The sequence below is a fragment of the Providencia sp. PROV004 genome (assembly GCF_011045615.1).
In the GTDB taxonomy this organism is placed as follows: domain Bacteria; phylum Pseudomonadota; class Gammaproteobacteria; order Enterobacterales; family Enterobacteriaceae; genus Providencia; species Providencia rettgeri.
Genome location: NZ_CP042859.1, coordinates 3,186,279 through 3,197,879, shown reverse-complemented (window position 1 = coordinate 3,197,879; position 11,601 = coordinate 3,186,279). Strand labels below are relative to the sequence as shown.

The 11,601-nt window shown below is 39.9% G+C and carries 21 protein-coding genes and 1 pseudogene; all 22 read right to left on the bottom strand.

What is annotated here, in order from left to right; all coding sequences use genetic code 11:
* Nucleotides 1–57: 57 nt before the first annotated feature.
* A complete protein-coding gene (gene fur, locus FVA69_RS14625) occupies nucleotides 58–507 on the bottom strand; it encodes a ferric iron uptake transcriptional regulator (RefSeq protein ID WP_004256285.1) in 450 nt (149 codons plus the stop codon).
* A 269-nt stretch (nucleotides 508–776) separates the two neighbouring features.
* The gene (gene fldA / locus FVA69_RS14620; RefSeq protein ID WP_004256261.1) at nucleotides 777–1,304 is read right to left on the bottom strand and encodes a flavodoxin FldA; all 528 of its coding nucleotides are present in this window, start codon (nucleotides 1,302–1,304) and stop codon (nucleotides 777–779) included.
* A 154-nt stretch (nucleotides 1,305–1,458) separates the two neighbouring features.
* Complete coding sequence (ybfE, locus tag FVA69_RS14615; protein ID WP_004909532.1) at nucleotides 1,459–1,752, bottom strand: LexA regulated protein; 294 nt, start codon at nucleotides 1,750–1,752, stop codon at nucleotides 1,459–1,461.
* 169 nt (nucleotides 1,753–1,921) lie between these two features.
* Nucleotides 1,922–2,146 (bottom strand): annotated as a pseudogene (locus FVA69_RS21745) (type I secretion system permease/ATPase); the annotation flags it as partial.
* A gap of 39 nt (nucleotides 2,147–2,185) precedes the next feature.
* Nucleotides 2,186–3,232, bottom strand: a complete 1,047-nt coding sequence (locus FVA69_RS21740; protein WP_164529051.1) for a tyrosine-type recombinase/integrase — start codon at nucleotides 3,230–3,232, stop codon at nucleotides 2,186–2,188.
* Nucleotides 3,233–3,656: 424 nt separating this feature from the next.
* Complete coding sequence (locus FVA69_RS14600; protein ID WP_164529050.1) at nucleotides 3,657–3,863, bottom strand: DUF4060 family protein; 207 nt, start codon at nucleotides 3,861–3,863, stop codon at nucleotides 3,657–3,659.
* Nucleotides 3,864–3,870: 7 nt separating this feature from the next.
* Nucleotides 3,871–4,416 carry a phage N-6-adenine-methyltransferase gene (locus FVA69_RS14595; protein WP_164529049.1) on the bottom strand — a complete coding sequence of 182 codons (546 nt, stop codon included), beginning with the start codon at nucleotides 4,414–4,416 and terminating at the stop codon, nucleotides 3,871–3,873.
* The gene (locus tag FVA69_RS21735) at nucleotides 4,406–4,624 is read right to left on the bottom strand and encodes a hypothetical protein (protein WP_164529048.1); all 219 of its coding nucleotides are present in this window, start codon (nucleotides 4,622–4,624) and stop codon (nucleotides 4,406–4,408) included. The genes FVA69_RS14595 and FVA69_RS21735 overlap by 11 nt, the downstream gene beginning before the upstream one ends.
* Complete coding sequence (locus tag FVA69_RS14585) at nucleotides 4,584–4,799, bottom strand: hypothetical protein (RefSeq protein ID WP_164529047.1); 216 nt, start codon at nucleotides 4,797–4,799, stop codon at nucleotides 4,584–4,586. Before FVA69_RS14585 ends, FVA69_RS21735 begins: the two co-directional genes overlap by 41 nt.
* Complete coding sequence (locus tag FVA69_RS14580; protein ID WP_164529046.1) at nucleotides 4,799–5,353, bottom strand: hypothetical protein; 555 nt, start codon at nucleotides 5,351–5,353, stop codon at nucleotides 4,799–4,801. The genes FVA69_RS14585 and FVA69_RS14580 overlap by 1 nt, the downstream gene beginning before the upstream one ends.
* A 158-nt stretch (nucleotides 5,354–5,511) precedes the next feature.
* Nucleotides 5,512–5,757, bottom strand: a complete 246-nt coding sequence (locus FVA69_RS14575; protein WP_164529045.1) for a hypothetical protein — start codon at nucleotides 5,755–5,757, stop codon at nucleotides 5,512–5,514.
* The gene (locus FVA69_RS14570) at nucleotides 5,750–5,971 is read right to left on the bottom strand and encodes a hypothetical protein (protein WP_164529044.1); all 222 of its coding nucleotides are present in this window, start codon (nucleotides 5,969–5,971) and stop codon (nucleotides 5,750–5,752) included. The genes FVA69_RS14575 and FVA69_RS14570 overlap by 8 nt, the downstream gene beginning before the upstream one ends.
* The gene (locus FVA69_RS14565; RefSeq protein WP_164529043.1) at nucleotides 5,971–6,504 is read right to left on the bottom strand and encodes a hypothetical protein; all 534 of its coding nucleotides are present in this window, start codon (nucleotides 6,502–6,504) and stop codon (nucleotides 5,971–5,973) included. Before FVA69_RS14565 ends, FVA69_RS14570 begins: the two co-directional genes overlap by 1 nt.
* Before the next feature lie 294 nt (nucleotides 6,505–6,798).
* Complete coding sequence (locus FVA69_RS14560) at nucleotides 6,799–7,086, bottom strand: hypothetical protein (protein ID WP_096864293.1); 288 nt, start codon at nucleotides 7,084–7,086, stop codon at nucleotides 6,799–6,801.
* 35 nt (nucleotides 7,087–7,121) lie between these two features.
* Nucleotides 7,122–7,631 carry a single-stranded DNA-binding protein gene (locus FVA69_RS14555; RefSeq protein WP_164529042.1) on the bottom strand — a complete coding sequence of 170 codons (510 nt, stop codon included), beginning with the start codon at nucleotides 7,629–7,631 and terminating at the stop codon, nucleotides 7,122–7,124.
* Nucleotides 7,632–8,342: a Rad52/Rad22 family DNA repair protein gene (locus FVA69_RS14550; RefSeq protein ID WP_164529041.1), complete on the bottom strand. Its 711-nt coding sequence runs from the start codon at nucleotides 8,340–8,342 to the stop codon at nucleotides 7,632–7,634.
* A gap of 2 nt (nucleotides 8,343–8,344) precedes the next feature.
* Nucleotides 8,345–9,019, bottom strand: coding sequence for an exodeoxyribonuclease X (gene exoX, locus FVA69_RS14545; RefSeq protein WP_164529040.1), 675 nt, complete (start codon nucleotides 9,017–9,019; stop codon nucleotides 8,345–8,347).
* Nucleotides 9,009–9,386 (bottom strand): hypothetical protein, encoded by a 378-nt coding sequence (locus FVA69_RS14540; RefSeq protein WP_164529039.1) that lies wholly within the window; start codon nucleotides 9,384–9,386, stop codon nucleotides 9,009–9,011. The genes exoX and FVA69_RS14540 overlap by 11 nt, the downstream gene beginning before the upstream one ends.
* A gap of 141 nt (nucleotides 9,387–9,527) precedes the next feature.
* Nucleotides 9,528–9,794: a hypothetical protein gene (locus FVA69_RS14535; RefSeq protein ID WP_048606419.1), complete on the bottom strand. Its 267-nt coding sequence runs from the start codon at nucleotides 9,792–9,794 to the stop codon at nucleotides 9,528–9,530.
* Nucleotides 9,791–9,946, bottom strand: coding sequence for a hypothetical protein (locus FVA69_RS21730; RefSeq protein ID WP_164529038.1), 156 nt, complete (start codon nucleotides 9,944–9,946; stop codon nucleotides 9,791–9,793). The genes FVA69_RS14535 and FVA69_RS21730 overlap by 4 nt, the downstream gene beginning before the upstream one ends.
* Nucleotides 9,947–10,013: 67 nt before the next feature.
* Nucleotides 10,014–10,451 carry a hypothetical protein gene (locus FVA69_RS14525; protein ID WP_140171620.1) on the bottom strand — a complete coding sequence of 146 codons (438 nt, stop codon included), beginning with the start codon at nucleotides 10,449–10,451 and terminating at the stop codon, nucleotides 10,014–10,016.
* Nucleotides 10,452–10,468: 17 nt separating this feature from the next.
* Nucleotides 10,469–11,365: a cell envelope biogenesis protein TolA gene (locus tag FVA69_RS14520; RefSeq protein WP_164529037.1), complete on the bottom strand. Its 897-nt coding sequence runs from the start codon at nucleotides 11,363–11,365 to the stop codon at nucleotides 10,469–10,471.
* Nucleotides 11,366–11,601 lie beyond the last annotated feature (236 nt).

The window sequence follows — 11,601 nt, the reverse complement described above, 5'->3', positions numbered from 1 at the left end:
TTATCAGGGTTTTGGCATTTTTAACCATGATGTTTCATCAACGATGGTTGAATACTATTACTCTTTTGCTTCGTGTGCGTCAGCATTGTCACGGCAATCACCATCTGCGCAATGACCATATAGATATAAACTATGGTTAGATAGTTTAATGCCATGGCGAGCAGCGATATTCTTTTGGCGGGTTTCAATGGATTCGTCAGTAAACTCAATCACTTTTCCACAATCTAAACAGATTAAATGGTCATGGTGATGTTGCTGAGTTAGTTCGAATACAGATTTACCCCCCTCGAAGTTGTGACGGGTTACGATACCGGCATCATCAAACTGGTTTAACACGCGGTATACAGTTGCTAACCCGATCTCTTCACCCATATCGATCAGCTTTTTATAGAGATCTTCCGCACTGACGTGGTGGCACTCAGGCTCTTGAAGTACTTCCAAAATTTTTAATCTTGGAAGAGTGACTTTGAGTCCAGCATTTTTCAATGCTTTATTGTTGTCTGTCATGCGGGTTTGTCCTGTATCTTAAATCATAAATTTAACAATAATGAGACATTTTTAACATCAATACAGTTGTCTTCTAAACTGATTTACAATTATAGGCATGGAAAATAAAAATAGAAACCATGCATTGTCTCATTATTTTGATAATCTCTTGAGAACCTATCCTATTAGGATACCTTATCGGTTATTTTAGACTACGCCACTGGCTTAGGGGGGTCATTTTGTGTAAGACAGTGGTGTAATCTATGGGTAAGGGTTCTTTATGTAGTCTATCAGCCTAAAATTTCAGCTAAAGACATTTCTTCAGAGATTTGTTTTACCCATGCATCAACACGTTCATCAGTTAGCTCAGGTTGACGATCTTCATCAATAGCTAAACCAATAAAATGGTTGTCATCTGCCATGCCTTTGGATACTTCAAAGTGATAACCTTCTGTTGGCCAGTGACCAACAATAACAGCACCACGTGGTTCGATAATATCGCGGATCGTACCCATAGCATCACAGAAATATTCAGCGTAGTCTTCTTGGTCTCCACAACCAAATAAGGCGACAAGTTTACCTTCGAAATCAATCTCTTCGAGAGTAGGGAAAAAATCATCCCAGTCACATTGGGCTTCACCATAATACCAAGTTGGAATACCAAGAAGTAGAATGTCAAAAGCTTCAATATCTTCTTTGCTGCATTTCGCGATATCGTGAACTTCTGCTACATCTTTGCCTAATCTTTCTTGGATCATTTTGGCAATATTTTCTGTGTTACCTGTGTCACTTCCGAAGAAAATGCCTATGACTGCCATAAAGTGATTAACCTCTTGTTTTTCTAAGAGAGCTAGAGGTGAAAATTCGCCTTCTATAGCCCGTTTAGAACGAAAATAGATAGAATATTACGCCTTATTTTGGCGAAAAAATGTTGCTAAGTCTGTCAAATTTGTGTGATTTATCAAGATAACGTTACTTGAGTATTGATGTATCAACATGTTCAAGTTGTGACATCAAAATTTCTTCGATCAATTCACTACGGCTTATATTTTTATCTTCAGCTAACTGATTCAATACCGCGACAGCGTCTTCGTTCAGTTTCAATTCAACTCTGCGCAATCCCTTCACTTTATCTCGTTTCAGTTGGTTGCGTTTGTTGATCCTCAGTTGTTCATCCCGTGATAGCGGGCTTGTTTTAGGTCGCCCAGGCCTTCGTTCCTCAGCGAACAAATCTAGTGTCGTTCGATCCGTTTGTTCTTTTGCCATGTCTATAACTGCTAAAAGGGTGTGCCAGTAATTCAGCGCGCCATGATACCCTAGCTAATCCCCTTGTGCTATAGCTTCATCAATGATGATTGGGTTTAATTGATTGTAAAATGAGCGCTTTTGGTAAAAAAGCACCACTTGCTATAAGCGTGATGCTTTTTTATTCGTATTATTGTGTCTGCTGGTGCCATAAATTGGCGTATAAACCATTTGATTTGAGTAAGTTTTCGTGGGTATCCATCTCGTGTACTTCTCCTTGGCAAATCACACATATCCTATCAGCGTGCATAATCGTATTTAGCCGGTGAGCAATGCTAATGACGGTTCTTCCTTGAGTAATTAATGGCATATTCTCCATAATGGCGGCTTCTGACTCGTAATCTAAAGTCGAAGTGATTTTGAATTTTGGATGTGTGAAATTAATCGTTTTACATCAGCCAGTTAAAAGTGTTAGATGCGGCTTTTGACTGGCTTCATTCTTCGACTGTGTCGAAATTGTGACATGCTCACTATATTTGGTTAAATGCTGACCGCTAAAGTGCGCGTATTTCTGAACCATTTCTAGCGTTTCCCATCCACCCATTTCTTTTAATACCATGAGCGGAGTTCCACTTTGTGCGTGCCAACTTGCCCATGTATGTCTGAGGTCGTGAAAAGTGAAATCAGTTATGCCAGAATCAGTTAATGCTTGGTAATAGCATTCACGATAATAGTTACTCCTTCGCTTTCCTTCGTTAGAAAACACATAGTCACCATCATTTTCAATTCCATTTAGAATTTCAATGGCCACCTCATTTAGAGGAACCGGTCTAGCTCTCCCTGACTTTGCATTATCAGCCGTTACATGAGCAACTCTTCTAACTAGGTCTACGCTCTTCCATTTAAGTGATAATATTTCGCTTTTTCTCATGCCTGTTAAAATAGCAATAGAAACAAAATCCTTCATCCACTTAACTTTGATGTTAGACAGTAGTAGTTCAGCTTCCCACTTTTCTAACCATCGAACCCTAACAGTGGGCTCTTTCATCCGTGGTATATAGGATGACTTGGTTAACCACCCCATTTTGTGTGCCAATGAAAAAGCCCTTAAAACAAAAGAGCGATATCTATTCTTTGTTGCACTTGTTAACTTACGCTTAGTAATAGGGCTATAATCAGGTATTGCATTTGCAATGTCATCACTAGTGATTGATGAGAGCTTTTTTCCACCTAAAATAGCGATAAAATACTTAGAGTAAGCTTGCTTAGTTTTAAAGCTTGTTTGCCCCTTGGCATCTTTAAGAGCCAAAATGATTGCATCCTCAAATATCCGATCTGGTTGCTTCTCAAGCTTATCCTGCTGCCACAGGTCATGCTTTAGTTTGTCGTGATATTCTTGTGCTTTTATTTTGTCTGAGGTGCCAGTAGAGCGTCTAATTCTCTCGCCAGTTGGGGTGGATACATCGACCCAATACTTGCTGCCTCTTTTGTATATTGGCATTTGGTTTTCCTCTTACTACCGACCAAAGCCAGCCGATAGACATTATTGTCGTTAAACTGCGCCTGTTCAAACTTTTTTAGGCTTTCCTTGTTTGCTCTCCATGAGCTACCGACCCTGAACATGTAATATTTAGCAGGGTTGCGGTATACCGTTGAAGATGACAGTCGGATCATTGATGCGTATTCTTTTATTGTATAAAGAGAGTCATCCACTATTAATCTCCTTATCGATGCTATTGACATACCAAATTAGCCACATGATTGGTGGAAACTTTTTGTGTTCTTTGGTGAGTGTTAATTTAAACTTGGGTAGGTAATCTTTGAGTATTGCTGTGCTTTGTTTATCGCTGATTTTTTTAGTTGCTTTAATTTGTCTCTGCATTCCCTTGCTATTTTTCTACGTCCGTTCTCTAATATCTGCTCATTCATATCCTCTGCCTTTTATTTCTCATTGTTACCATATAAGACTTTTGACAGTTTTGAATTTCGACAGGGTAGATATTCTTCCCTATCTTTATCTTGTGATTAACGATTATTCCTGTTCGGTTGTGATTCTTTTTGTGGGCTTCCAATGCCGTATTAATAGCAATCCTTTCAGTGGGCGTGACTTCGCCGCGAATTATTAATTTCATAATTCACCTATGCTATTTTCCATTCATTTAATATTTGATTGCCGATATTCATCAACTCATCTCTATCGACAGTGCTAATTATCTTTCTAGGTTTAATGTACGGACGCCATATTAAAAGCATTGAGCCTTTGTTATTCCCGTTAACTGGTTTGTTTGTAGCAGCGTTAATAAATGAAATCCTTCCTCCTGTAATTAATCTAACTTCATCAACTGTTTCTAACGCTGAATTAAACCAGCCTACTGATGTATCAGACGGAATTAGCATTACTATAGGCTGTAATTGTTTTTTACATTGCTCAGCGGCTTTATTAATCCACGGCTGAATATTGGAATAGGGTGGGTTAATCCAAATAGCGCCATAACTTTCCCAATCACAATTTAACGAGTCGTCTTTTTCGGTTAAGTAATGAGCACAAAGGTGGTTATTTCTATCGGCGGCAGCATCTAAATAGAAACCGAATTCAGCGTCCAATGCTGTAAATAAAGGTAGTGGAGTTTGCCATCTATCACGCAATTCCTTTGGTGTGTGGCTTCCACCGTAGTCAGCCTTCATCCTTGCTATCACTTATATTAAAAGGCAATTCGTCAGCTTCCATTGGTTTTATATTAGTAAATTCACATGGAATAATTAAACCACCGAACTCTTGAACGAACATTAGCGCTTGCTTTGCCTGAAGAAATACATATTGTTTTGGTAATGCTATTTGATACGTAACGCCATCAATTAAAACTAACGTCGTCATTGCTTGAACTTGTTTCATTGATTAACTCCAATTCACCTTGTGCGAAATACGTTTCAATACCATCAGGAAAATTAACTCCAATATTTAAAGTTTCACTATTATCAATCGATGTTACTTCGCATTCATAACCAACAAGATTAGAGCCGAGAATATCTTTAACTACTCTAACCTTATCGCCGACTTTATATTTCATTATTCATCACCAACGTATTTAATTTTACCATTCATCATTGCATCAATTATTGTTCGCAATTCCCAGCACCAGTAAGCAGACTCAACATATATTGATAGCTTGCCGTAGTCGTGCTGCTTGCGCTTAATAAATCGCTCAGCAGCTTCTTTTGTTAGATGTGAATTTACAGTTCTATAATCCCATTTCCAGTAGTAAATATATGAGTCGGATATGACATTATTAATTGCATCGGCTTTACTGTGGTCGTCTAATTCATCCCATTCGTACACTTCAAATTCATCGACATATTCACGAACCTTACAGGCTATATCTTCTTCAAGGTCATTAAATGCTTCGTCGATATCATCGTAATAATTATCTTCACAATAAATCCCAACTTCGTCATCGTCACTGCCAGTTACTTTGACTTTCTCTCTAACTGTGAATATTGGGCTTGCAGTGTAGTGATAATTAACACCTTCGCCTTGGTTGTGATATTTAAGTCGTTCAATAAAGTTATTCCATGTTTCGTTATTTAATTTGTCACCATCTGCTAATGATTTAATTTCGCTCATCTGAAAACCTCACCACATTTAATTTCAACATCCCGCACCATCATTATCTGCATAGCACGACTCTCGCATTCTTGCTGTGTGTATATTTGCTCCGTGATAGGCACAGCAGAACCCTGTATTAGCATGAGTAATACATATCCGATTATTTGTATGGTTATTTAATCTAATTTATATAGAGGGATATTTATTGAGCCTGATTGCTCGGAGTTAATATGAGTGAATCCATGCTGATTGATATAATTAATACCATTTGATTCCATATAACCTACAGGCTCTAGGTTGTCAATGCGCTCTAGTTCATTACATACATCAATTATGTCTTGCCAGCTATATTCATCAACGCCCTCACCAGAGTTTATTTTATTTTTTAAATGCTTCGCTATTTCCAATATCTCTTTATTCATTTTTTATTTTCACTCCGATATTGATTAGCTCGTTCTCAACCAAATACGCTGGGTAACACCAAACTTCATGCACACCAAAACCCTCTGGCAATTCAACCTCCAAACTCTCGCGTGATGCTTTCCATACCATCCACATAATCGGAATGGACGCTTTTAACCAAGGAAAGCCGCCATCATTTATAAAAGCTTCAAATTGCTGCCTTGATTTATCCATCACTCCACCTTTAATTGTTTAAGCGCATCACGAATTACATTAAGCCGCGATTCCATTCTCCAATAATCTGGATTTTCTTGTTTAGGCCAACTAACGGAATAAAGGTCTCCATTGAACAGCTTTTCATATGTAATTCCAATCCTTGGGAAAAACATATCGTGCATTATATCTTCACTATATTCGACATCATCAAACATGCTACGCGCATCAAATTCATCTATAATTCCCTTTCTGCGACACCGCATTATTTCTTTTTTAACAAAAGCAATATTTTCTTCATTATCGGAATCAACTTCCCTGTCTAAACTTGGGTCTAAATAACCAATCCAGTATTGATTTGTTATCCATAATAAAAACTCAGTTAGCGACATACCCATGCCACCCCAGTAGCATGACCACGATTCACTAAACTCACTGATAGTCACACGGCCTTGGCGGTTGTCGCCGTAATCTTCAAGATAGACGTGAATAGGGTCGTGATTTTGAACATTTGAGATAACAAGTTTGTTTATTTTTGATTGTTCAACCTTCATATTCATTCCTCTTATTGCATATATTTAATCGCTAGGATTAAAACGTTTCATGGCAAACACTTATTTACCTTCTACACTTAACCCCGAAAGAGTAGTAACAAGCTGTGCAATTTTCGCCGACCTCCCTGTGTCGGCATTTTTTTATCTAGCTTCCTTGCTAAATTCCATGCCTTAACTATTCTTAAATTGCTTACACAGATAAATTATAAGTTTCATTCCTGCACGTCCCCTTGCCGTCCTCTCTGTGGCGGCTTTTTTATTCATTGCATCCTTGCAAATATATCCTTTGGTTAATTAAAGAATTCCTTTGCGATATTCTTTTTCCAAATAAGTTTCTTTCCCGCTAACTTCAATGCTTCCCTTAAGCAATTCTCGGTTAGCTTTCCCGATAGGATTGTCTGGCCTTATATCTAATCCCTTCAGTGGCCTAGACATAGAATCATGACGACTGATAATTTCCTGCCTTTTCCTGTCAACTCGGTCGCATACTTCATCAAAATGCTCTTCGCAGGAATGAAAGCCTCGGTATTCATACCCGTTATAATCATCAAGCTCTTTTTTGCATAAGCAGCATTTATCCATGGTTATATCCTTTGGTTAAATCACATAGGGAAGGGTCAGAAGGGGATATCGTCATCGAAATCCATTGGTGGTTCATTGGTTTGTGGTGCTGGAGTTCCTGAACGTGCAGGTGCAGCACCACCGCTGAACTGTTGCGCAGCTTTTGGTTGCTGAGGTTGACCCCAACCGCCTTGGCCTTGAGGTGGCGCATCACTGCCACGACCACCTAGCATTTGCATAGACCCGCCGATATTTACCACCACTTCCGTTGTGTATCGGTCTTGACCGCTTTGGTCTTGCCATTTACGCGTTTGCAAAGAACCTTCGATATAGACTTGTGAGCCTTTTTTCAGGTATTCACCTGCAGCTTCAGCTAACTTGCCGAAGATGCACACTCGATGCCACTCTGTTTTCTCCCGCATTTCTCCTGATTGCTTATCACGCCACGATTCCGATGTGGCTAGTGTAAGATTCGCTACTGCGCCACCTGCTGGCATGTACCGAATTTCAGGGTCTTGGCCTAAGTGACCAATGAGAATTACCTTGTTTACGCCTTTACTAGCCATTTACGCCGCCTTTTTAAGTTCGTTGATTCTAATGCCTGTTAATCTATGGCATTCATCCTGAAGTTGCTTATTGCCTTCCAGCGCGCCCCACGTTTCCCTATATTTAGTCATGATTTCGTCTTCATTGGTCGCCTTTAATAGATAGGCTGTAAAAACATCAAGTGGGGTCTCAGCTTCCTGCTGTTGGTTCACTTGCTGTTTATGTTCATTTCGTGGCGCATTAGATGAAGGCAGTGCCCATGCTGGTAGTGTAGGGATTTCCCACCAAAATATAGTTCCATCCTTGGTTTTGGCTCTAACCCATCCATTTTGATCTTTGGGCTTTTCAGTAACGCATTTGGTAAATGACTCTTCTAGTTGATACAGGTATCTACCAATGCCCCACTGAACTGCCGCGCGTTTCATTGAGCCAGACATACCTCCTTTTACCGCTTCCACTGCGGTATTTTCAGCACCATCCCATTTAGTGATCCATTCGTTATCAATTTTTATTGATATTCCACACATGACGCCTTTATCTGGTGCTGGGGTGAATTCATTTTTCCAGCCTTGTTTTCCGCAAACTTCATCCAATCGCTTTTGAATAGCTCGATTTGTCACATATGCGAGAACCATTGCCCAGCAAGCACCTTTGTTTGTTTTTCCTGACTGCTGAACTCTCCATTCAATATCGTTAGGGCTGAATGGCTCATCTAGTTTGTCTAAGTCCATATTTACCTCTCAAGCCAGTAATTAATGCTAAACTCAACATCAGGGTCTAAATCAGGTTGGCCTAGAAGCCAAGTTAAATACCCTGCGTTTTCTTTCTTTACTTCGGTAAATGTCATCCCTTTGTACTTACCGAAACGCAACTTGCTTAATAGTGATGGCTGATTAGTTATTTCTAACATTTCCGTATCTGACCACCCTGAATCATCCTTGATTCGCTTAAATAATGACGCTGTAACAATGCAGTCATATAGAGCTCTGTGAGCGTGCAATCCCTCTGGCACATGAACATCCAGTTTCAGTGCATAGCGTAGATATTGATTGCTGTGACTTTCTAACTCAGGCCATAAACGCCTCGCTAGTTTTAAAGTGCAGATAAAAGGCGCATCCATTTCTGGCATCATCCGTTTGTCGAATTCTGCATTGTGTGCAATCAGATAATCAGCTCCTTTATAAGCATCAATTACATCTTCAATAAGCGGGGATAGTTCAACCATCTCATCGGTGATGTGGTGAATCGCCATTGCACTTATTGATATTGGTTTCTGCGGGTTTACAAAGTGGGATTGCTGCGAGTTATAATCAATTTCCGTGTCGTTTAAATCGATACTTGCTATTTCAACTATTCCGCTATCAAAATCGCAAGTCTCAGTGTCAATAGTTCTGTATTTAGTCACCAACTTTTCTACCTCCCATTGGTAGCTCTGGAATATTTAGATAAGGGTCAAAGTTATCTTTGAATAAATGCCTTGCGTATCGCTCCAAGTCAGCCTGTCTTCGTTGCGCTTTAATGTGTTCAGGTAGAGGAGGGTAGAATTGGGACATTTCTAAGTTTTGACTTTTAACTAGCGCGGCGAGAGCTAATTCTAGTGTTGAAATCCTTTCAACTGGCTTCAAGCCTATAACCTCCAAATTAACCCCGCTTTCTGCTAATGAATCCCTTATCCTTCGCCTTTCGATATCTTCATCAATCATTGGTAAAGCATATTTCAGGGCGGCATCCTTGCTTTTATGACTGGGGAATGCAGGTATTAAATATTTACCCATATTCACCTCTCATCCACTTGCTAGGCGTTGACTGAGGATGAATTCCTAGACTTTCCATGCGATAGTATTCATCTTCTTCCTCGCACTCCCTGCGTCGCTTCTCGGCATCCTGCCTTCGCTTGATTTCATACTCTGAAATTCTCATGCTGCGTCCTTACTTAACTTGGCCACTGCCGAAAATATTAGGCTTCCTTTCCCTCTGGTGATGTACTCTTCCATAAGAGCATCAGTCCATTCATGCTTTAAGAGGAAATCTACTATCTCCTCAATCGGTGCATCCATTGCAGTAAAGAGAGCATCCGTGTCTCCCTCTATTTTTTGCACTTCATGATTTTCAATTGATAACCTGAAGTCTTTATCAAACGTTATTGATGGGTAATAACCTTTTGTATTTATGTGTAATGTCATATCCACCTCGGTATCAGCGCCATGAAAGCAATTAAGGAGATAATGAAAGCTATCCAATCCCACTTAATTTTGTTTTTAACTTCATCTTTGAAGCTCTCGCTATTCAGTCGATAGCTGAGTTCCTGACGTTTTAATTCGTTAATTTTTGGCATAAGAAATCCCTCACTTATCGATTGATAGCGATTGTTATTGAAAGTGTTCTGGTGTTGGTGCGGTGGGTTACTTAGATACTGCGTTATTCCAGCGTTTGATTAACTCTCTTGGGTCGTTGTAGGTTGGAGATCCATTCCAAGCACAGCACTTTAGGTTGAATGTATTTAAACCCCGTGGACTAGGTAAAACAAAAGGGCTGTACGCATGTAGTAATGGAGTTTTTTGACAAAATGGACACTTAGATATGTCATCACATCCTGTGAAATCTATCTCGGGTTTTGTTTTGTCATCCTCCATCCACTCAAGACCTTCCGGAACATGCAGTTTATATCCATCCCAATAATCAAACTCTGGTGATAGGACTGATTGATGGCCTGCTCCTCTAGTTCGCATCCGCTTTCTTGCAATTACCTTTTCGCCATCGACGGTTTTGCTGTCCATTCGCCAGAGATAAACACCTTCTTTTTCTGGCTTTTGTTCTGAGTATTTAATCCACTGACTCATAATTAATCCCTTGCGTGTTAGTAATTCATTGTCATGTGGGGGATTTGGTTACTTGCGACTAGTTTAATAAATTCAGTCGCTAATTTTTCATCAAATCCGTTTCTGACTAATGCTTGTAATGTTTCTTGGTTATACTTGCGGCGATGTTCTTTGTCCTCTTGACGTTTTGCATCTTCCTGACGCTTGCGCTCTTCTTCCGCTAATCGCGCTTGTTCAGCTTCAAGAGCTTTCTTGCGCTCAGCTTCGATAGCTAACTGCTTATCAAGCTCAGCACGCTCTTGTGCTTCTTTTGCATCGCGTTCGCGCTGTACTGCTGCTTCGATTTCTTGCTGTGCTTTTTGTTCGGCAGCTAATCTTGCTTGCTCTGCCGCTTGTTTCTTTAGCTCTTCTTCGTGAGCAATACGCTGGCGTTCTGCTTCGGCTTTAGCTTCTGCTAAATCTCGGTCGAATTTCTCATTCATGAGCAGGGCGATTTCATGGTCTGACTCGATGCGTTCAGCAAGTGCCTTATCAAATGCGGCATTCATTTCTAGCGCTTCTTCGTGCCAGGCTAACATTTGCTTTTCTGCTTTTATTCTATCTTGCTCAGCCTCCCACTCGGTAAGTGGCTGTCGAACTTTATCGCGCAATGTATCGAAACGCTCTCGCACAGTTCGGCGATTGGCGTCGATTAGCTTTGGTATTTCTTTTAACTCTGCCACCAAGTCTTTACCGAGCCCATCAAGGTAAGTTTTCGATTGAGCGACTTTGTAAGCCAGTGAAGCAATTTCCTTGCGACCTTTGGCAGTGCTAACATCTGGAATAAAAGAGTTAACTTCTTGCTCTACTTTACGAATGATATCTTCGACGCTATCCGATGACTTAAATACTTCAAGCGCCGTCGACTTCTCAATTACGACTAATTCATTTGCCATTTCCTATGCTCCTTATGTGCGTATTCCTCACTATTAATAGCGATATGAATGATTAAGTGATTTCTTATTGATTTAGTTTCTTTAGTACAGTGATATACAGTTATTAAACGCAAGGAGACCCTATGTATATTAATTTTGCATATGACATGGTGAGTATTGGTTGGTTAACGTTTGTTATCTTTATGCCTATTGACCCTATTTTTTCATATTCTGCATTATTGGATATATCTACATTA

Coding starts and splice junctions, on each gene's coding strand:
- fur (WP_004256285.1), bottom strand. CDS start 507: ATGACAGACAACAATAAAGCATTGAAAAATGCTGGACTCAAAGTCACT.
- fldA (WP_004256261.1), bottom strand. CDS start 1,304: ATGGCAGTCATAGGCATTTTCTTCGGAAGTGACACAGGTAACACAGAA.
- ybfE (WP_004909532.1), bottom strand. CDS start 1,752: ATGGCAAAAGAACAAACGGATCGAACGACACTAGATTTGTTCGCTGAG.
- FVA69_RS21740 (WP_164529051.1), bottom strand. CDS start 3,232: ATGCCAATATACAAAAGAGGCAGCAAGTATTGGGTCGATGTATCCACC.
- FVA69_RS14600 (WP_164529050.1), bottom strand. CDS start 3,863: ATGAAATTAATAATTCGCGGCGAAGTCACGCCCACTGAAAGGATTGCT.
- FVA69_RS14595 (WP_164529049.1), bottom strand. CDS start 4,416: ATGAAGGCTGACTACGGTGGAAGCCACACACCAAAGGAATTGCGTGAT.
- FVA69_RS21735 (WP_164529048.1), bottom strand. CDS start 4,624: ATGAAACAAGTTCAAGCAATGACGACGTTAGTTTTAATTGATGGCGTT.
- FVA69_RS14585 (WP_164529047.1), bottom strand. CDS start 4,799: ATGAAATATAAAGTCGGCGATAAGGTTAGAGTAGTTAAAGATATTCTC.
- FVA69_RS14580 (WP_164529046.1), bottom strand. CDS start 5,353: ATGAGCGAAATTAAATCATTAGCAGATGGTGACAAATTAAATAACGAA.
- FVA69_RS14575 (WP_164529045.1), bottom strand. CDS start 5,757: ATGAATAAAGAGATATTGGAAATAGCGAAGCATTTAAAAAATAAAATA.
- FVA69_RS14570 (WP_164529044.1), bottom strand. CDS start 5,971: ATGGATAAATCAAGGCAGCAATTTGAAGCTTTTATAAATGATGGCGGC.
- FVA69_RS14565 (WP_164529043.1), bottom strand. CDS start 6,504: ATGAAGGTTGAACAATCAAAAATAAACAAACTTGTTATCTCAAATGTT.
- FVA69_RS14560 (WP_096864293.1), bottom strand. CDS start 7,086: ATGGATAAATGCTGCTTATGCAAAAAAGAGCTTGATGATTATAACGGG.
- FVA69_RS14555 (WP_164529042.1), bottom strand. CDS start 7,631: ATGGCTAGTAAAGGCGTAAACAAGGTAATTCTCATTGGTCACTTAGGC.
- FVA69_RS14550 (WP_164529041.1), bottom strand. CDS start 8,342: ATGGACTTAGACAAACTAGATGAGCCATTCAGCCCTAACGATATTGAA.
- FVA69_RS14540 (WP_164529039.1), bottom strand. CDS start 9,386: ATGGGTAAATATTTAATACCTGCATTCCCCAGTCATAAAAGCAAGGAT.
- FVA69_RS14535 (WP_048606419.1), bottom strand. CDS start 9,794: ATGACATTACACATAAATACAAAAGGTTATTACCCATCAATAACGTTT.
- FVA69_RS21730 (WP_164529038.1), bottom strand. CDS start 9,946: ATGCCAAAAATTAACGAATTAAAACGTCAGGAACTCAGCTATCGACTG.
- FVA69_RS14525 (WP_140171620.1), bottom strand. CDS start 10,451: ATGAGTCAGTGGATTAAATACTCAGAACAAAAGCCAGAAAAAGAAGGT.
- FVA69_RS14520 (WP_164529037.1), bottom strand. CDS start 11,365: ATGGCAAATGAATTAGTCGTAATTGAGAAGTCGACGGCGCTTGAAGTA.